Origin of the sequence: Mycobacterium montefiorense (assembly GCF_003112775.1) — a bacterium.
Taxonomy (GTDB): Bacteria; Actinomycetota; Actinomycetes; order Mycobacteriales; family Mycobacteriaceae; genus Mycobacterium; species Mycobacterium montefiorense.
Map to the genome: position 1 here is coordinate 33,242 of NZ_BFCH01000019.1, position 18,589 is coordinate 51,830.

Below are 18,589 nucleotides of genomic sequence, written 5' to 3' on the forward strand. Positions count from 1 at the left end.
CAAAGCACATATGCGCTTGTCACCTCGTTCATAGATTTCTCAAATGTTTAGGTGACCGGATCGGGCCCTGCTGCGCGGAGTTCTCTGTGTCGCGTCCGCCGCATCGGGACGTGGCGATTCGCGAAAAGCACTGAAATGAACGACCTTAGTTCAAATCACTAACACCCTCGTGCCACAGAAAACGGGGCCGCACACCAGTCGGTGCGCGGCCCCGGTTAGAGACGAGGTGCTAGGCCCAGCTGGACCCGACGGCGCTGTCGGTGCTGGCCATGTTGTTGCCCGCGGACTGCACCTTCTGGCCGTGCTGGTTGGCCCGCTCGTAGATCACCTGGAAGTTGCGACCCAACTGGGTGATGAACTCCTGGCAAGACACCGAACCGGCGCCACCCCAAAAGTCACCGGCGGCCAGCACATCGCGAACGATGGCCTGGTGCTCGGCTTCCAGCGAAGCAGCCTGCGCGCGGATCAGGGCGCCGTGGGCGTCCACATCTCCGAACTGATAATTGATCGACATTGTCTATGTCCTCTCTTGAAAGTGTTTGGGTAGCAGCGAGTTTCGCGGCTAGTGGCCGAGGGCCTGCTGCGAGGCCTGCTCTTGCGTCTCGTAGTTGTTGGCGTCACGGATCAAGCCGTCACGCACGCCGTGCAGCATGTTGACAATGTTGTTGAACGCCTGGTTCATCTGACCCATGGTGTCGTAAGAGGTGGCCTGAGCCTGACCGCTCCAGCCCGCGCCGGCGATGTTCATCGACGACGACCACATCTTGCGAGCCTCATCCGACACCGTCTGCGCGTGCATCTCAAAGCGGCCGGCCATCGCACGCATCGCGTGCGGGTCGGTCATAAAACGTGTTGCCATGTTGCCTTTCTCCTTTTTCGGTTGATGCCGTTAATTCATGGAAGTCTTCGCGGCTGGCAGTGGCCGCGCAGCGCACAGATTACGGCGTAGCGGTTAACTGCCAGCCTCCAACGAGTTACATGTGAACCCTTTTTTGGTGCGTCACACAACGACCTGCTTCGGCATGACAATCGGCTTGAAGCCGTACCGCGGACCCGCGCCGTAGGCACCGGCGCCCTTGGCCCCGGCCAGCATTCCCGGCATACCGGGCGCGCCCATGCCCGTCCCGGTTTCCTCGACGGGGACATTCCAGCCCGAGCCCTCGACCGGAGCGGTAGACGAAGCCAATTCCGCCGTGGGGGTGGCCGCGGACCAGGTGGCCGGCACCGAGAGCTTGCCGACGGTGGTCGCCTGCCCCAGACTGCCCATCGCTCCTGCGCCGAGACCGCCGACCGGAGCGACCGATCGGACCATGGTTCCCTCGACCACGCCGGCCGCGCCGGCTTCGGGGACCACGTCACTAACCGCCGCTGCCGGCACCGCGGCACCGGCCAGCGTGTGACCCAGCGATACCGCGGTCGGGATCGTGATCATGGTGAACCACGCCGCGGTGTTGACCGCGCCGTTGATCGCGTTCAGTACCGACGGCGTACCGAGGAAGCCGTCGATAGATTGCAGAATGTTGTTGCTCGAGAAGGGGATCTGCAGCGCGTCGGTCAACGAGCTCAAATCCAATGCATCCAACGCCTGGAACGGGGTATCTGCCGCCTGGAATGCGCTGTTGGCATCCTCGAGGGCCGGCCCGGCCGGGTTGGTGGTCGTTGTCAGTGGTGTCACCGGCCGCAGGGTTGCGGCAGCTGCCTCCGCAGCGGCCTGGTAGGCACTCATCGCGGTAGCGTCCTGGACCCACATCTCCTCGTACTCCATGTCCAACGCCATCAGCTGCGGGAGGGTGAAGGGGAGACCCCCCAATGCGGCCGCCCACTCGGCGCGATTCGCATAAACAAGCGCCGGGCTCACCACCGAGGCATGTGCAGCCTCAAAGGCGGCGGCAGACGCTGCGGCCGCGGAGCTCGCTTGCTCGAGTGCGGCCGCCGTGTCGGTCAGGTAGGACACGATCGGCTGGGCGGCGGTTGCGGCCGCGGCCGACCCGCCACCCGTCCACTGCTCTGTCGTCAGCAACGACACGATCGACTCCCACGAGGTGGCTGTGGTGCTCACTTCGGCGCCCAGGTTGGCGTACGCGGTTGCGGCGGCCATCAGTGGCGCCGAGCCCGGGCCGGTGTATACGAGCGTCGAGGTGATCTCCGGAGGTAATGCGGCAAACTCAAAAACCATTTCTTTCCCCTAAATTCGTCCGAATTAGCTGTTCAGTAACCGTGACGGTCCGTGCTTTGCCCTAGACGGCCGTCGGCTTCGGCATGACGATCGGCTTGACGCCGTAGCGCGGCGCACCAAAGCCGCTGGAGGCGCGTCCCGCGCCGGGAGCGACCATGCCGGGCATGCCGGGGATGCCGGCGCCGGCCTGCGGGGCAGCGCCGGTCCAGCCCACCGTGTGCAGCGGCGTAGCGGTGGTGCCCAGCACCGGGGTGACCTGGCCGCCGGCCCAACTCGGGGGCACCGCCAGATTGCCGACCAGGGTGCCCTGGCCTAAGCCCGCGACCACCGGCATTCCCATGCCGGCCGCGCCGACCGGCACCGGGGTAGTCGAGGCGGCGAGGTCCGCGGCGCCGGCCGCGGCGGCGGCGTCGCCGATGGTGTCACTGCCGGCCGGAAGCAAACCACCACCGGCCATACCGACCAGGTTCGACGCGGCCGAAGCCCAGTTGCCACCACCGATGTTGAGGATGTTGGCCGCGTTACTCGATAGGCCGAACATTCCGCCGAGCATCGACGGGTTGGTGTAGTTGCCGGTACCACCGAGCAGGTAGGTGAGCCAGTCGAGGACGGTGCTGCCGGGACCGGGAGCCGCTACTTGCGACACCGGATCCGAAAGGAGGCTGGCCTGTTGCATCGGGTCGGCTTCCGAGAGAAGAGCCTGAGCGGCGTTGGTGGCCTCGGCGTCGCTGTAACTGGTGGAGCTGCTGCCCAGGTTGGTCGCATACGTTTCCAGCTGGGTCTGAGCTTCGCCCGCAGTCGCCTGGTACGAGGTGCCGTACGCCGAGAAGATCACCGCCTGCTGGGCCGATACGGGATCAGCGCCGGCCGGAGCCACCGCGGTGGTCGCTGCCGCGGCGCCTGCGTTTTGTGCCGCCAGGTTGGCGTTGATCGCTTCTAGCTGCCCCTGCGCGGCTAGCAACTCTTCAGTCACTGTTGTCAGGAAGGACATCCATTGCTCCTCTAGGGTTGGAACCATGTCGTCCCAAAGCTCTGGGTCGACCTGCGTGGTGGGCGTACGAGCCGCTGTGTGATTGCGTAAGGCTAAATTCCCCACTGACCAAGTTCCCGATTGAAATGGCGAGGGTGACGGGCGTTTACGGCCTCTTAACGCCGACGCAGGCAGTTTTAACAAGCTCCTAGCAACCGACATGGCCGTGTCATCTGACACTAGGGGCGATACAGCTAAATGTTGCGCGGCGCGCGGACAGTACGCGAAGCTCGGCCGGCACGCACCCCCAGAATTCGGGCAAAGCCGGATGGGACGCGGTGTCGGAGGTCTTGGTCCCGCGCGCTAGATTCGCCGCCGGGGCCCCCATAGCCCAATTGGCAGAGGCAGCGGACTTAAAATCCTCTGAACTGGGCGTTTGTTGTGTTGGGTCGAGGCGATAGCTGTCAGCTAGATCGTCTTTACCAGGAAATTTAGTGCTGGTGGTGTTGGCTGGCGTTGAGGCTGAATGAAAGCACTGCGGTATCCACTGCGGTACGCGCTCGGTCCTTTGTATCGGCGGTTCCTTGTCCTGAAGTACTACATCGGCTCCTGAAGTACTACATCGGCGAGTTTTGAACTAGACGGGTTGCGTTGACCTGCGCCGACGTCACGTGTGAGCGGAGCTTGTTGTGTTGATTGACGTGGAGGTGACACTGCGGACTACTGCATGTCTGCAAGGGGCGCCGTCCAACCCGGCCGCAGAGAAGGGAATACCCCGTCCCGCAGTTAGCCGAAAGCGAACATGGTGCACGTTTGCTGAAGTCGTAGCTAAGGTGATCGAACCGCTCGGGATACAGGGTAATTCGTAGGGGGTCGGGTGTCTCGAATCGAGTCTGAAGTACTGAGCGCGTTCACGCAGCGCCTACACGAGGTCAGCGAGGTGGTGCCCGCAGCAGTTGCCGCACGGTTGGGTGAGTTCCTCGCCGCAGAGAAGTTGCCTAAAGCCGACGTGTTGGTCACGTTGTTCGCCGAAGAGACCGGTGACCGACGAGCGTGATTCAGATCAAGGCTATCCACATTGAGGAGTTTCGCGGCATCCGGGTGCTGAATCTGCAACTAGATGGCCAGTCGTTCGTCGTTGCTGGGCCAAATGGCTCTGGTAAGAGTGGCGTCGTCGACGCGATCGACTTCGCATTAACAGGGTCCGTAGCGCGACTGAGCGGTGCGGGCACCGGCGGAGTCAGCTTGGCGAAACATGGCCCGCATGTGCATCAACGCAACAACCCAGCGGCCGCGTCGGTGGCACTGACGATTGTGGACACCGCCAGCGGCCAGACAGGCGTGTTGACGCGATGCGTGAAGACTGCCGCCACCTACAAGTTGGAGCCTGACACCCCCGAACTGCAAGCCGCGGTCAGTTGGGCTGCCCAGCATCCCGAGTTGATTTTGTCGCGGCGCGAGGTCATCAAGTATGTCTACGCCGAGCCGGGTAGGCGCGCTCAGGAAGTGCAAGCGCTGCTCAAACTCGACCGCATCGACGAAGTGCGCCGGCTACTGCGTACCGCGATGACCAAGACCTCCGGCGATGAGAAACAGGCGACGACCGAGGTCGGCAACGCTGAAGACGCGTTGCGCCGCCATCTCGATCTCACAACGCTGCTGGAAGCGCAGGTCCTCGACGCAGTCAATCGGCATCGCCAGGTCCTCGGGATTGCGGTGCTGGAGTCGCTGCAGCCCGACACCGACATGACCGTCGAAGCCCAGGCTGCCGGTGAGCAATCCTCTTTCAACAAGACTTCCGCACTCCGAGATGTCAACGAGCTCAGCGCCTTCACCGCCGATCACCGCGACTTGGCTAACGCCGCCCAGGACCTGGTGCAGGCGTTGGCTGAACTGGAGCACGAACCGAGCATCCTTGACGCGCTCACCCATCGCGAGCTAATCGAGACTGGGCTACCGCTGGTCACGGAGGCCGCCTGCCCGTTGTGCGATCAGCCGTGGAAGGACGTTCAGACGCTGCGCCTGCACTTGCAGGCCAAGCTCACACGCTCAGAGGCCGCCAAGACGCTGGAGCAGCGGATTCTGCAGGCCGCAGCACGGACGAAGGCTCAGGTGCAGCGGGCAGAGACGCTGATCCGCGCGGCCCAACCGCATGCACTGAGAGTGGGACGCAACGACGATCAGGCTGTGCTAATCGATTGGCTGGCTGATCTGGCTGCTTTCGCCGCCACACTGGACCATCTGACGACGATCCGTGAACAGGCGACGCGAGTCGGCGCGGACCCCTTAGCCCTTCCTCCTGGAGTGACGGCCCTGCTGGTCGGGATGCGGCAGGATATCGAGGCGTTGCCTGACCAGAGCGCGACCGCTAATGCTCGAAGTGCCCTGACTGTCGCTCAGGAACGGTGGACCCGGCTGCGCCAGGCCCGGGCAACCCACGTCAAGGCTTGCGCGGCCCACAACACTGCCAAGGCGGTCTACGAGATTTACAACGACGTCGCAGATGCGGAGCTGACCAGGCTTTACGCCACTGTGGAGCACGACTTCAGCGACTACTACCGCCGCATCAACGCTGACGACGAGTCGTCGTTCAAGGCGGGGCTCGCTCCGTCGGCTGGGAAGTTGGACCTGGAAGTCGATTTTTACGGACTGGGGATGTTTCCGCCGATGGCCTATCACAGCGAGGGCCATCAAGACGGGATGGGCGTGTGTCTGTATCTTGCGCTCATCCGGCAGCTGCTGCAGGACGACTTCCGGCTGGCTGTGCTGGACGACGTCGTTACCTCCGTGGACACCAATCACCGCCGCCAGTTCTGCCGTCTTCTCAAGGACACCTTCCCTGACGTTCAGTTCATCCTGACCACCCATGACGAAGTCTGGGCCAGGCAGATGCAGTCGTCAGGGCTCGTCGGGACAAAGGCTCACGCCCGATTCCACGGCTGGACTGTCGACCGCGGTCCGGTCTACGGCCAAGGCGAAGACCTCTGGGCGCAAATTGATGCTGACCTCGCCGATGATGATGTTCCCGGTGCAGCCCATAAGCTCCGACGTAACTTGGAAGCGTCGATGGGGGATATCGTCGCCGCGCTGCAGGGCAAGGTGATCTACCGTCCTGACAATAACTACGAACTTGGCTCCTTATTTGCGGCGGCCAAGAGTCGCTATGGAGACTTGCTAAAGAAGGCCGGTGTTTCCGCCGAAAATTGGAGTAACCAGGCTGGTAAGCAGCAAGTCGAAGACCTCAAAGCGGCCCGCCAACAGGCGATGCTTGCTCAGGATGGAGAGAACTGGGCGATCAATGCCCTGGTGCACAACAATGACTGGGCGGCGATGGCCAAGGAGGATTTTGTGCCGGTGGTGACGGCCTGTAAGGACTTCATAGATCTGTTCAGATGTTCGAACAGCGCGTGCGGCGGGTGGCTCTACGTGAATGGTTTCCCCGGGCGGGAAGACGCTCTGCGCTGCCCTTGCGGGACGTTGAACCTGAACCTGCGGACCAAGTAGCGCATACGCTCCGTTGGCGGGGAGCTTGTTGGGCGGTGCAACTCAAGTAAGGAGAGGCTGGCTCGCTTCGTCCTAAGGTTCCCACTCTTGGTGGTACGTCCGACTTGCACACACCTACGGTTTGCAGGGGCGAACCTGTCGGGAGCCATGGCGAGTCAATCACGGTGGTCAAGGTTCGGTGCGGCTCATGGATTAATTGCTGTCGTGGACGGAATCGACGACGTTGCCTTGACGTGTTCGTCCGTCGCCGAAATTGACTCGCGCTCATTCCATCTCGGATAGCTGGCGTCAGACACCGGCAGCTTCGTGGGAGGCCCGCCCTTCTCGGCGGAGTCACACGGGTAGGGAGATTCGATGCGCGTGAGTGGGAAATTCAGCGAGCGGTCAGGTGAACTGTCTCATCCGGGCAATGGTGGGAACCCTGCTGGATAACACTGTGAGCATTTTCCGTCGACCAATGTGGCTCCGCGGAATCTGCATACCGTGCAGCGCTCCTGCCAGACGGTGTCGGCCTTGCATGTCCATCGTCCGTTGCGCACGTAGTCTCCGGGCATTGGTTTGGTCACCTCTAGCCTCTAGTTCATGAGTTGTTGCCCATCCGGGCCAACTGGGTGAGCTTGGATCAAGCGGTCACTCACCTGGCTGGGCGATAGGCATTCGTTCATAGTTTGGGTTTTGGCGCGCGAGCCTCTCGTTCAGCGAGCCTCGCGGCAATGCCTTCGCGGGTCGGTCGCTCCGAGTCGCTCAGGATCGCGTCCTTGTAGGCGTCTTCGACAGCTGCTCGAATATCGGCGAAGGATAGGCCGCTGGCTTCGTTGAGTACGGCGCTGGTCGTCTTCAAACGCCAGGGGCGCATCAATCGGTTGAGAAGTTCGCGACGCTGTTCGTCCGTCGGCTCAGGCAGTTCTACGACGTCGTCGAAACGGCGGAATAGTGCTGCGTCAAGAGCGTTCCCTGTGTTGGTCGCCGCGATGAGCAGGCTGTCGCTGATGTCAGCATCCAATAGCTGCAGGAAAGTTGTGACGACGCGTTTGATCTCGCCGACATCGCTGTCGTCAAGTCGGGTGCGGCCGAGTGCGTCGAACTCGTCGAAGAGATAGACCCCTCGAACTCGGGCGACTTCTGCGAACACCTCCGTCAACGTGCCAGCTGTCTCGCCGAGGTATCTACTGAAGATCACTTCGAGTCGCACGCGGACGAGGGGCAGCTTCAATTCGCCGGCGAGTGCCTGCGCTGTCATGGTCTTTCCGCATCCCGGCGGGCCGTGGAGGAGGAGGCGTCGTCGAGGTCGAAGTCCGTGGTCTGCCAACACCTGCGCACGCCGTTGTTCGATCACATAGCGGTCGAGGCTGTTTCGAGTCTGGGATGTGAGCACCAAGTCGGCGAGTTTGGTGTTGCTGTAGGCGACCGCCAGGATCTGTTCAAGATTTCGAGGTGCTCTGGCTAACGGTGTGGCACGCGCAGGAGCATCAGTGCGCGTCGCCTCGATGCGTAACTCACGGAGACGCTCGGCCAGGCGGGAATGGCCCGCGCGCGACTCGGCGGCAATGACCTGGTTGAGAAGGTTCGAGAAACGTCGATCGTCACCCGTGTAGTGCGCCCTGACCAGCTCAGTCAGGTACTCGGCGTTCGCCATGGTTCACCTCCTCATGGGTAGATTACGGCCTCAACCGACAGAAGTATTATTTTACTTCTATGATGACGGCTATGCAGCAGCGTGGCCGCCCGACGCGCGGGACGCGTTCCCGCGAGGATTTGGCTCGCGCGCTGGTTCGCACGCTTGCTGAAGCGCGTCAAAACGCAGGCCTCACTCGGCGTCGTTTGGCGCAGCTGAGTGGAGTGTCAGTGCACACGATCGCCAAGATTGAGCAGTCAGCCGTCACGGACCCCGGCTTCATGGTCGTCGCCGCGCTTGCCGGCGAGATAGGCGTCTCCTTGGACCTCCTGCATCGGCGTGCCGCGGATGCGTCGAAGTCGGCTGGCGTGTCACGCTCGGCCGAAGACACCGCAGCGACAGAATCGGCACCGTGATCGTTCACGGGCTAGCGCTCCTTTCGTTGCGGCAAGCCGAGCCCGAGCCGTTCAAGAGCCGCCGCTCAGGGCGCACGCCCGACGCGCCGGAACGGGACCGCCGGCAACATGCCGCCCACGTTCTGGACCAGATCGACCGCCTTTCTCAACAGATATCGGCCGCGCAGTCGGAGTACCCGGCAACGGAGTCGGGTGCGATAGTCACGGCGCTCGGGCCGAATCTCGACGACCCAAAAGTGTCGCGCCAGCTCATCACGGGTAGTTCCGGCAGCGAACTGCTGGTGAGCGATGGCGGGCGGGTGGTCTTTCGAGTTCGGGATGAACTCGAAAGTTTGCGCGCGAAGGCCGCTGCATACGCGATTGAAGACACCAAGGACGGAAACCCCAAGTACAACAACATCATTGCCCGGATCAATGAGGTTTCTCAGGCCACAATCGCCGATCTGAGCCTGGGGGAAATCCCGAACGACGTACCCGACGAGGATCGTCTCTGGGTCGAGATCTGGACGCGTGGGGGTGTGGGCCTTAGCCCAGCGGAACATCGGGCGATCGAGGCTTCGGTCAGCGCATTTGCGGCGCTCACTACGGCGAGTGTCGGTGCGCTCCCGGTGTTCCGTGGTCCCGAACGAGATGTTCATGTCGTACTTGCGAGTGGTGAGTCGCTGAAGGCGCTCCCAATGCTGCTTCCCGATACGGCTGAGGTGCATTTAGCTCCCACGGTCTTTCCGATCGCGATGGCTGAAGCGCAGGACGCAGACGGCGAGATTGCCGATGTTTATCCGCCGCCGGAGAGCGCTATCGCGGTGGCGGTTCACGACACCGGCATTGATGTTGCGCACCCCTATGTAAGTCCCGTGCTTCTCGGTGCCGAAAGCGTGGTCCCAGGCACCTCAGGAGCAGCAGACGCTGATGGCCATGGAACCCAGATGGCTGGTGTGGCCGCGTATTCAACGCTCGCGGAGGGTGTGGCCGAGGGTCTCATCTATCCGGATGCATGGTTGATAGCCATGCGTCTGCTCGATTCCGCCGCAGAACCTGGAGGGGATCCGGAGCGAGGCGTGCTGTGGGCGGAACGCACCACCGAGTCCGTCGAGGTCGCCGAGTCGTTCGCTGGTGACCGCCCAGTGATCCATAACCTGAGCATCGGCGCGGACAACGTCGCGACCGGTCGGACCGATCGCACAGCGTGGTCAGTAGCAGCCGACCTACTTGCGTGGAACAACGGCAGCGGACGGATATTGGTCGTTGCAGGCGGAAACACTGAATCCATCACGGACCGAAACGATTACCCTTTCATCAATCTCGGACCCCCGTTCCTCCAGCAACCCGCGCAGGCCTGGAATGTTCTCACCGTCGGTGGCTATACAGCTCTCGACACCCTTACCTCGGAAGATGAGGCCAGCGGCTATCCCGCACCGCTGGCCGCCCGCGGACAACTGAGTCCTCACAGCCGGACGGCCGCCGTTGCCAACAACCCAATCAAGCCTGACATCGTGATGGAAGCAGGGAACACCGCCCCTGGGGGTGGACTGGAGAATCCCGAAGCGCAGGGGCTCAGTGTTCTAACGCTCCGGTCGACTACGGGCGGCTCGGCATCTCTGCTGCGGCGCACGTATAAGACCAGCCCGGCGGCGGCCGCCGCGTCGAATGCGTTGGCTCGCATCGCGGCAGCACACCCGGACCTGACGCCTGCGACATGGCGGGCACTTTTGGTGCACACATGTCGCTGGCCTCAACCGGCGCTAGTGCAACTTCCTGACAAGCGAGATCTATTGCGCTCCTTCGGCTACGGAGTCCCCCGTCCGGAGCGAGCGATGTCTAGTGATTCGAACAGGCCGGTCATGATCTACGAGGGCAGCCTGGTTCCTAGCCGGCACAATGGGCCTAAGGCGGATCGGCAAGCCGACTTCATCGAGTTGCCGCTTCCTTGGGAAGAGTTGGATGTCATTGGCGAGTCGAACGTCGAGCTCACGGTCACTCTGTCTTACTTCGCCGAGCCAACCGACAATCTGACCCGTCGGGCGTATGCCGGTGGACGCCTCCGCTGGGACCTGCAAGGTCCGACTGAGACAGCTGACAGCTTTCGTGCCCGAATCAACCGCTTCGTTCTTGACCAGGGCGTGACTCCCGGAGGTGGTTCGTACGCGTGGGAGATTCCGCCCGATGACCGATCTCGTGGGACATTGCAGCATGATTACGCGACAGTGTCTGCCGCCAAGATCGCCGGTGCGCGATTGCTCGCTGTGTATCCGGTCCTCGGCTGGTGGGAGGATTCGCGAGAGGGTCGGAGAAAGGATCTGCCGTATTCGGTCGTTGTAAGTGTCGACCTCGGAAAGGTCGACATCGACCTGCACGGCATCCTCGCAGAGGCTCTCGTCCCTGCTGTAATTCCGGTTGAGCTGGACCAATAGCTGACCCCACGCGGCGTGCGAGCGGGCTTGTTTGACTGCCAATCGTCGTCATCCGGTCGGTCGCGCAGCCTATTCAGCGTCTCGACGTGGCTAATCGATATATGCGGTTCACGATGGCGAGGCTCGACACCTACCCTTCTCAGGCATCAAGCGATGCATTGCCGAGCTCCTGCAGGTATTGGAGGTCGACTGCCGAATGTGCGCCATCGCGACGCCTAAGCGAGTGTTGTTCCCCGAAGATGTCCGACGTCGGCGTGCCTCGCGATCCTCGCGGCACGAAGTCGCCACGCGCGGCCTTGGGGGCTTTTCGAAATATCGTCCGTCGATATTCTGCCTTCTACACTCCAAAGTGCAAGAGATCCGAAATTCGGGGACGTGCGAGTGCTGCTACCGCGAAGCCGAGAAGCGGCATCGCTCGGTCCGGATATCGAGCTACTTCGGTTGCTCGCGATTGACGTCATCACTGAATCGCAGGTGAACGCGCCTTCCCAGCCGCGCGAGCTCTCGATATCGGTCGACCCGTTGGGGCGGAGCTTTGGTCCGCGACGTCGACGGAGAGCGTTGCGTGACAAGATGCTTGGTGTCGTGGGCCTAGCTACTCGCGCAGGCGCTGGTTTACCTCACAGTCTTGGAGGTTGGTCCGAAGGGCCGCCTTGATCACTTGGCCTGCGGACGTCTCGAAATGTGGGGGAGCGATATTAGACAGTCCGTGCGGCGATCTCGCCGGTCCCATTATGAGCAGCGAGCCTGGCCCAGTCGGCAGCGTTCTTGTTGGTGATCCCGATGAGTTCGGCCAGGAAAGGTGCAGGCATCTCGCCTGCGAGTTGGAAGAGCGCGGCTTTTCGATTCTCGTAGGGCTTGATGCCTATCGCGACGAGCTGAGATCGGATGTTCTCAGTGGCAATGTGGTGGCCAGGCATACCGCCGGGGAACAGCCAACTGGTGCCGCGTGACGCGTAGAGGCTCTTGCCTCGGCGCGCTATCTGTTCGCGAATGAGGCAATCGAGGATCGGCGGCATCTGGACGCGAGCTGCGTCGAAGGTGACGTGGGCGGATTTGTCGCCGGCGATATCGACCTGACTGGTTCGCATCGCCACGATCCGTGAAAGTGGTTGTGCGAATAGCAATGTGAAGAGGCCACCAATACGGGTGTAATGGCGCAGGGTCTCGTCGTGTAAGAGGCGATCGACGGCGGCCCAGCGTTGGGCATCCGAAACGGTCGTTGTAGGCCGACGGCGAGTGGTGTCGGCGATCCTTAGTGTGGTGTTGATTCCATTTTCGCGCAGCCAGGCGACGAATGCGTACTGGTGGCAAGGTGCTCGCTTGACGCTTCTCAGATAGCGCTCCAGAAGGTCCTGAGTGGCGGTGGCCGGGGTCGAGTTGTAGGCCGTGAGGAAGGTGACAAACTCGATCGCGACGCAGATACGCTGCCGGCATGCGTCGGCAATTGATTTTGTCAGTAAGCTTTCGCGCGCTGAGTCGCGCATCTGTTTGAGTACGTACTCATGGGCAAACCGACGAATGAGTTCCGTGTCCCTGGCGGACAATTCTGCGACAGCCCTGTCGATCCAAGGCAGCATCCGTTCGATGCGAATCTCGATCGGACCTAGGACGCCGACCGCGACGAGTAAGCTGCGAACGTAGTCGTGAGACCGGTCTGAGGGCAGCGACCGGAATGTGTCATGGCTTATTTCGACTGCACCGCAAGCCATCTGCGCCAAGAGGCGCGGGCCAACGCCGGGCTTCTTGCGTAGCCACCACACTCCGGTCTGCGGACGTTCAGAGTTGACTAGTTCATCGAAGACTGGCTGCAATTGGTGATGGATCAGGCCCGTCGATGGGTCAGTTAGCAGTTCTGTGAGTGCCTCGCGCAGGAAGCAGCGAGCGCATCGGCGATACCCATAGGGGTGATCCTCGCGGCCGCATTCGCAGCAGGCGAAAATGGATTGGACGCCGGCGCACGAGGCGCAGACAAGCCTGTCGTCGCGCGGCCAGGCCAGCGGTCGTACGACATTGCACTGTGGGCAGACTTCGGGATGGTAGTGCCGGCGCCGGCGGCAGCTGGTGCAGATGTATCCATGGGGCAGTCGGGTCAAGCGGCTGACGCTCCCGCACTCCCAGCATGCGCGTTCAGTCATGGTGTGTCACTGGTTCGTTCGACCAGGTCGGTGGTCGTGACATGCCGTTTTCGGCAGTCAGCTGTCGAAGGTCCCAACGGCATACTGGCTTTGGTCCGTTCATTTGCCCGTACATCGGGTTTCTGAATCGGAAGTACTCCCAGTCATGTCACGCACGATAGGTCAACGTTGGGAAGGCAGGCTACAACCAGAGGCGCATTCGCATTCCCGACCTTCAGTAATTGCTTCGCCCGATCGCTCATCGGCTGTGTTCATTCTCGGTGGAAATTGTGCGTCGATCTTGCTTCCCGTTGCGCTCCCCGCCGCTGGTCTCAAAGTCCGACACACCTTTTGCATTTCAGGTCAGAGGTCCGCGTTCTGGCTCTGACTGGAGCTGTCTTGGGAACCTATCTGGGTTAGATCGACGTCGCCGATTTCGGCAATTTCCGCTGTGACCAGGCCGCGAAAGTTCGTCGGCCGGCCCGCAGACGTTCCGTTACCGATGGCCACTGTTGTATTGGGCAATGTAGGGACTCGACTGAGAGTTTTGGGCTCTCTGGTCGTCGATAAGACGATTCGGCGGCGCGGCGCGGCGCGGCGGGGCTGTAGCGAATCGCGGATCGACAACGAATCGATGTATTGCATTGATTGAGGTCGAGGCGTACTCAAGATTGGAGCGACGACGCCCACTGACCCTCAGGTGTGCGCGCGGTTGCCGGCCGCCTGACATTCGCGGCAGCATCCTCGAAACGGGCACTGGCCCCTATCGGCTGGCTCGCACCCGCAGTCAGAAGACCACAGCAGCGAGCTAACTAAACGCGAGAGTCCACGTCCTGCCAAAGATGCGACATCATGATGGGATAGCGTACGGGCCGGAAGCTAGTGAAGGTGATGTCACGGACCTGGCTGAAGTCAGACCAGAGCATCTTTGCGCCCTTCAGCCGCTGTGTTGCGCGGACACTCTGCCGAACCTGTTCGAGCTCGGTCCGGGTCGCCGCCCGCAATGAGCTAACAGTTCCGTACAACCGGACTGCGGGCGGCGCGACGAAACGGCCGGTCACAAGCGAACGAAGCCAGAACAGACGACCGGTATCGACTGCCATGACGCACACCCTCGGGTCGCGATCGACGTTGCGGGCCAGTGCGCTGGTGTATTGATCGAAGTAGAAGCCGGTGCGGTCGTCCCGTAGAAAGACCGTCCCCACGGGCGTGATGTGCGGGGCGCCGTCGGAATCGGTCGATGCAATCGCGCAGTGCAGGGCGGACTTCTTTGCCCGGGCGACGATGTCCTTTATTGCTGTCCAGTGGCTCTCACCGAGAGCGCATTGGTCCTCAGCCGTCATGTTGCCCATTGAAGCACGGCGAGTCAGCAGAACCACCGCAGCTGGGCTGCCATATCGCTGATCGCCCGGGCCACCTCAAATCGTCCAGCAGGGGCCTTCCAAGTTGACATATCTATCATAGCCACCGTCGGTGAAGCGCTGGCAGAGAACGCATCCCAGTACACCTGTATCGACGCGAAAGACGCTGGGGGTCGATGCGGCGACACTATGTGGTTATTTAGCGTTCTGTGGGGCGCCCCTCTTGTGTGTTGTTTGAAGCATGTGACTACCGGTGGGCGCGGCTGCATCCAGTCATGCTCGTATCAGCGCGGCCTAGACACTGAGCGCTCACCTTATTGATCTCGTCCGCGAGCGTCGCGAGGCAGAACTCCAGGTCGAAGATCACGGCCCTGCGCTCAGCGTCGATCATTTCGGCCGCGTCCTCTTGGTGGGGCGGCCAACCGTGTTGGCGTGTGTAGCCGTCAATCACGCTATCGATGGCGTCGTCGAGTCGTGCCGCTAATCGTATGGTTTCGAGTTCGGCATTGCTAGCAATGAATTCATCACGCTGATCCTGGGGCCAGGAAGGCGGGAACTCTAATTGCGAGCGGTAGAGAAATCTGATGGCGTCCTCGAATTGGCTTGAGCACGCGATCTCGGGCCATTCCGTGACGACCGTGTCTGCGAGCGTTTCCAACTCTGTCTTCAGATTCATGATCAGCAAGCCTTTCGTCCGTGTGGACACCTGAACCGATCATGCCCCCAGGGACTGACACTCCGGGCCAATCAGACATGGGGAATGCAGACTACGACGCCTCGGCGGCGCACTCGGGGCCATGTGGGTTGCCGGAGTACAGGACTGACACATGTGTCGCTTCGGGCAACGTGCTGGTGCTGCACAACCACGAGGACCGCGAGGGCTGCGAGTTCTCTTTCATCATCGAATCTTCTTGTGGTGGAGAAATTGTCCACAGCAGGACATTCCGATGATTTCGGGCACCGTCGTCGTCGATGGTCCATCCCAAGCTTCGCAGGGCTGGCGCGTGTCTCCTCAGAATTGCTGTGATGTCTCTGCCGTTCTTCGGCCAATCTTTGGGGCGTCGCCACTGATCACCGGCGGGTGTTGTCATTGCCAGCAGTTCGCCTGCGGACTTGCCGATGATTGGTTCGAGCGTGGACGTGCGTAAACGCTCGATAAACGGATCTGCGGACAGACTGTCTTCAGACAGCTGATCGGCGCGTGACAAATAGCGGCGCAATCCGTCGGCGGCCAACGCTTCATCGACGGCCGCCAGGGTGCGGCCAAAGTCTGCCATCCGTGGCGGGGCATCGAGGGATATCGTTTCGAGCCGTTGGTGGACAACCGCGGCCAGGCTGAGGAGGCCGCCAAGAATGCCTGGTAGTGCCTGTTGCCATTCGTGGCGCAGCGTGGCTTCGGCTTGGCGGCGTTGGCGATCGATACGCCGCAGCTCCACCGTCGCTAGCCGTTCGGCCAGATCGGGGCGAACTGCGCCGACGTCGATCCCGTTCACGATGACGCATCTGCGGAATTTGAGAACTGCAAGATCGGCGTCCGTGTAGAGAGCCCGCTTCACACTGCCATCACCAGTAGCGGCGCGGCACAAGGAGTCCGACAACCACGGCGGGATTGCAGATACGTTGTCCAGCGCCACTACCCAGGACCCTGAGGCCGCGATCACCCACGAGTCGGCGTCTCGTGGGGCCTGGCGAAGCGGAACAGGGGAGGGGTCGATGAGATCGACCAGCATGCGCGTCGTCGTGCTCTTGGCGCTGCCCTGCTCTGCGAAGAGTGCCAAGACTGGATGCGGAACATCGCACTGGACCAGCGCGGCGACGAGCACAGCCAGAAGCACGGGACGATCCTCTGCGCTGACATTGACGAAATCCCACAGCCTTGCCAAGTCACCATCCGGAGCTGGCAGGGGCATGCCTCCGGTCAGCTTTGTGCGCAGAAAGCGCACCGGCGCAGCATCAGTCATGGTCCAACGGCCGCCGCCGATGCGGATGATCTGACCATCTGTCCGGCCAGTGTCGACATATGCCATGCCTTCGTGCTCGGCAATGCGTAGGTACAGACGTTCGGGCCGTTGCGACGCTGCGTGACCCTCCAGGATCAGCGTGGAATCGGTAAGGGCTTGGCCCCCAGCAACGGCGCCGGTTTCGGCGAAATAGCGGGCTGCCAGGTCGGCGCGCAGGCCAGCCCGGCCACCCCGTAAGAACATTGCTAGATGCGGACGCGTGCGATCGGCGCCGAAGGGCTCGCCGTCGTCGGACACCCCAAGGATGTAGCGCTCCTGTGCCATGCCAACTAAACGTGCGGCTACTGACTTCTTGTCAGTCTCTCCGTTGGTGCTCATAGGTTAATTCCTTGTCGGTGCCCCGAGGCCGTTTCGCTAATAAGCCTCACGCGGCGTCGCCGCCTCCACGGCGTGTTGCATTCTCTCGCTGGGAAATCCAGCGCAGCACTTCATCGCGTCGATATACGACTCGGCGTCCTAGGGTGAAACTCGCAGGTCCGATATTCGAGTGACGCCAATAGCGCAAAGTTCCGATAGGAACCCCGATCATTTCTGAAACTTGTTTTGCTACTAGAAGTTCCATGCTTTCCTCCTGATTCAACTTTCTGTGCCGGTTCCAACAGTGCTTGCAGCATTCAGTTTTTGTCTACCGCCGCAGCCGCATTGGCAGTGAAACTATTCGTAACCAGCCGGTTCGACCGATTTCAAACCCTTTCTCTGAGCTGCTTTGTATTTCAATGGATTGGCAAGGCGGATGTCTGCGGCGGATCACTGCGGTATCGTTACGGGCGTGACGACCAGGCACCAGCGGGCGGGTATCGACGACCGCTGGCATAAGCGAGTCAAGGGCCCGGACGGAAATATGCACGCCTCGCGGTCGGCCGTGTATGGCAAGGTCTCGCGTTGGCGTGTCAGGTGGGTTGACGATCGCGGGGAAGAGCGCACCAAGAGTTTTCAACGCAAGCCGGATGCGCAGGCGTACCTCAACGGGCTAACCGCTGATCTCCAGCGTGGTGAGTATGTCGATCCGCGCAAGAGCGCAGAGACGTTTGGATCGGTCGCCGAGCAGTGGTTCGCCACCAAACAGCACCGTAAGCCGAAAACCGTTGCAGGCTATCGCTCATTGCTCGACACCGTGGTGCTGCCGAAGTGGGAAAGCGTTCCGCTCAAACGTCTTGACTACGAGTCCTATTCAACCTGGCTGGGAGCGTTGTCGGTCGACGGAGGGCAACGCGGCGCCGGCCTGTCGGCAAGTCGGATCACCCAAGCGCATCAGCTGATAGGTGCGGTTCTCAAGTACGCCCAACGGACTGGCAAGGTGGCCAAGAACGTCGCATTCGAGATCAAGCGAGACGAAGATCTTCCCGAACAAGTCGAGCGTGAGCGGCGTTACCTGAGCCATGCCGAGCTTCTGATACTCGCTAAGGCGGCAGATCGTTTCGAGACGCTGACGTTGGTGCTGGGCTATTGCGGTCTTCGGTTCGGGGAGGCCGTTGCACTGAGACGCCGACATGTGGGGGATCGGGTGTTGACGGTGCGCTCGTCCGCAACTGCGGTCACCGGTAAGGGCATCGTGGAGTCGACGACCAAGACGAAGCGGGATCGTCACGTGCCGGTGCCTGGGCCTGTCTGGGAGAAACTCAAGGCTGAGTTGCCCGCCGACCCGAACGCGTTGGTGTTTCCCAGTCGTAAGGGCGGGTTCTTACCACTCGGTGAGTACCGCTGGGCATTCGACAACGCGTGTGAAGACGTCGGTATCGACGGGTTGGTACCTCACGGCCTGAGGCACACCACGGCGTCACTGGCGATCAGCGCAGGCGCTAACGTCAAGGTCGTGCAGAGACTCCTGGGGCATGCAACGGCGGCCATGACGCTCGACCGGTATGGACACCTGCTCAACGACGATTTGAGCGGCGTGGCAGATGCGCTGGGCAAGGCCATCGAAAGCACTGCGGTATCACTGCGGTATTCGAGACGCCAGAATGGGGCTGAAACGGCCTAAAGTATGCTGTGAGCTGC

15 protein-coding genes are annotated in these 18,589 nt (G+C 61.6%); 5 read left to right on the forward strand and 10 right to left on the reverse strand.

Annotation, left to right across the window (positions count from 1 at the left end):
• Nucleotides 1–229: 229 nt before the first annotated feature.
• From DB708_RS18435 to DB708_RS18450, 4 genes are all read right to left on the reverse strand, one after another.
• Nucleotides 230–514, reverse strand: a complete 285-nt coding sequence (locus tag DB708_RS18435) for a WXG100 family type VII secretion target (protein WP_108924429.1) — start codon at nt 512–514, stop codon at nt 230–232.
• A gap of 48 nt (nt 515–562) precedes the next feature.
• Nucleotides 563–859: a WXG100 family type VII secretion target gene (locus DB708_RS18440; protein WP_066824874.1), complete on the reverse strand. Its 297-nt coding sequence runs from the start codon at nt 857–859 to the stop codon at nt 563–565.
• Between the two features lie 141 nt (nt 860–1,000).
• On the reverse strand, nt 1,001–2,176 hold the full coding sequence (locus tag DB708_RS18445; protein ID WP_108924430.1) for a PPE family protein: 1,176 nt from the start codon (nt 2,174–2,176) through the stop codon (nt 1,001–1,003).
• 61 nt (nt 2,177–2,237) lie between these two features.
• Entirely contained in the window at nt 2,238–3,167 is a 930-nt protein-coding gene (locus tag DB708_RS18450) for a PPE family protein, SVP subgroup (protein WP_108924431.1), read from the reverse strand.
• 856 nt (nt 3,168–4,023) lie between these two features.
• Here DB708_RS18450 and DB708_RS18455 point away from each other — a divergent pair.
• Nucleotides 4,024–4,203, forward strand: a complete 180-nt coding sequence (locus DB708_RS18455) for a hypothetical protein (RefSeq protein ID WP_108924432.1) — start codon at nt 4,024–4,026, stop codon at nt 4,201–4,203.
• Nucleotides 4,200–6,650 carry an ATP-binding protein gene (locus DB708_RS18460; protein ID WP_108924433.1) on the forward strand — a complete coding sequence of 817 codons (2,451 nt, stop codon included), beginning with the start codon at nt 4,200–4,202 and terminating at the stop codon, nt 6,648–6,650. Before DB708_RS18455 ends, DB708_RS18460 begins: the two co-directional genes overlap by 4 nt.
• Before the next feature lie 661 nt (nt 6,651–7,311).
• Here the strand turns inward: DB708_RS18460 and DB708_RS18465 are convergent.
• A complete protein-coding gene (locus DB708_RS18465) occupies nt 7,312–8,286 on the reverse strand; it encodes an AAA family ATPase (protein WP_108924434.1) in 975 nt (324 codons plus the stop codon).
• Nucleotides 8,287–8,357: 71 nt separating this feature from the next.
• Between DB708_RS18465 and DB708_RS18470 the strand changes: the two genes are divergently transcribed.
• Together DB708_RS18470 and DB708_RS18475 are read left to right on the forward strand one after the other, a co-directional pair.
• Nucleotides 8,358–8,681 carry a helix-turn-helix domain-containing protein gene (locus tag DB708_RS18470; RefSeq protein WP_165839867.1) on the forward strand — a complete coding sequence of 108 codons (324 nt, stop codon included), beginning with the start codon at nt 8,358–8,360 and terminating at the stop codon, nt 8,679–8,681.
• Nucleotides 8,678–11,092, forward strand: a complete 2,415-nt coding sequence (locus DB708_RS18475; RefSeq protein WP_108924436.1) for a S8 family peptidase — start codon at nt 8,678–8,680, stop codon at nt 11,090–11,092. Before DB708_RS18470 ends, DB708_RS18475 begins: the two co-directional genes overlap by 4 nt.
• Nucleotides 11,093–11,790: 698 nt before the next feature.
• Here DB708_RS18475 and DB708_RS18480 read toward each other — a convergent pair.
• The 5 genes from DB708_RS18480 to DB708_RS18500 all read right to left on the reverse strand — a co-directional run bounded on the left by DB708_RS18480 (nt 11,791) and on the right by DB708_RS18500 (nt 17,153).
• The gene (locus DB708_RS18480) at nt 11,791–13,188 is read right to left on the reverse strand and encodes a hypothetical protein (protein WP_235616848.1); all 1,398 of its coding nucleotides are present in this window, start codon (nt 13,186–13,188) and stop codon (nt 11,791–11,793) included.
• Nucleotides 13,189–14,021: 833 nt separating this feature from the next.
• Nucleotides 14,022–14,552, reverse strand: coding sequence for a pyridoxamine 5'-phosphate oxidase family protein (locus DB708_RS18485; RefSeq protein WP_108924580.1), 531 nt, complete (start codon nt 14,550–14,552; stop codon nt 14,022–14,024).
• A 265-nt stretch (nt 14,553–14,817) separates the two neighbouring features.
• Nucleotides 14,818–15,246 (reverse strand): transposase, encoded by a 429-nt coding sequence (locus DB708_RS18490; protein WP_108924581.1) that lies wholly within the window; start codon nt 15,244–15,246, stop codon nt 14,818–14,820.
• A gap of 91 nt (nt 15,247–15,337) precedes the next feature.
• A complete protein-coding gene (locus DB708_RS18495) occupies nt 15,338–16,909 on the reverse strand; it encodes an ATP-binding protein (protein WP_235616849.1) in 1,572 nt (523 codons plus the stop codon).
• Nucleotides 16,910–16,955: 46 nt separating this feature from the next.
• Nucleotides 16,956–17,153 carry a helix-turn-helix transcriptional regulator gene (locus DB708_RS18500; protein WP_108924437.1) on the reverse strand — a complete coding sequence of 66 codons (198 nt, stop codon included), beginning with the start codon at nt 17,151–17,153 and terminating at the stop codon, nt 16,956–16,958.
• Nucleotides 17,154–17,324: 171 nt separating this feature from the next.
• Between DB708_RS18500 and DB708_RS18505 the strand changes: the two genes are divergently transcribed.
• A complete protein-coding gene (locus tag DB708_RS18505) occupies nt 17,325–18,572 on the forward strand; it encodes a tyrosine-type recombinase/integrase (RefSeq protein ID WP_457852094.1) in 1,248 nt (415 codons plus the stop codon).
• Nucleotides 18,573–18,589 lie beyond the last annotated feature (17 nt).

Coding starts and splice junctions, on each gene's coding strand:
- DB708_RS18445 (WP_108924430.1), bottom strand. CDS start 2,176: ATGGTTTTTGAGTTTGCCGCATTACCTCCGGAGATCACCTCGACGCTC.
- DB708_RS18440 (WP_066824874.1), bottom strand. CDS start 859: ATGGCAACACGTTTTATGACCGACCCGCACGCGATGCGTGCGATGGCC.
- DB708_RS18485 (WP_108924580.1), bottom strand. CDS start 14,552: ATGACGGCTGAGGACCAATGCGCTCTCGGTGAGAGCCACTGGACAGCA.
- DB708_RS18435 (WP_108924429.1), bottom strand. CDS start 514: ATGTCGATCAATTATCAGTTCGGAGATGTGGACGCCCACGGCGCCCTG.
- DB708_RS18450 (WP_108924431.1), bottom strand. CDS start 3,167: ATGTCCTTCCTGACAACAGTGACTGAAGAGTTGCTAGCCGCGCAGGGG.
- DB708_RS18505 (WP_457852094.1), top strand. CDS start 17,325: ATGTCTGCGGCGGATCACTGCGGTATCGTTACGGGCGTGACGACCAGG.
- DB708_RS18465 (WP_108924434.1), bottom strand. CDS start 8,286: ATGGCGAACGCCGAGTACCTGACTGAGCTGGTCAGGGCGCACTACACG.
- DB708_RS18495 (WP_235616849.1), bottom strand. CDS start 16,909: ATGAGCACCAACGGAGAGACTGACAAGAAGTCAGTAGCCGCACGTTTA.
- DB708_RS18490 (WP_108924581.1), bottom strand. CDS start 15,246: ATGAATCTGAAGACAGAGTTGGAAACGCTCGCAGACACGGTCGTCACG.
- DB708_RS18500 (WP_108924437.1), bottom strand. CDS start 17,153: ATGGAACTTCTAGTAGCAAAACAAGTTTCAGAAATGATCGGGGTTCCT.
- DB708_RS18470 (WP_165839867.1), top strand. CDS start 8,358: ATGCAGCAGCGTGGCCGCCCGACGCGCGGGACGCGTTCCCGCGAGGAT.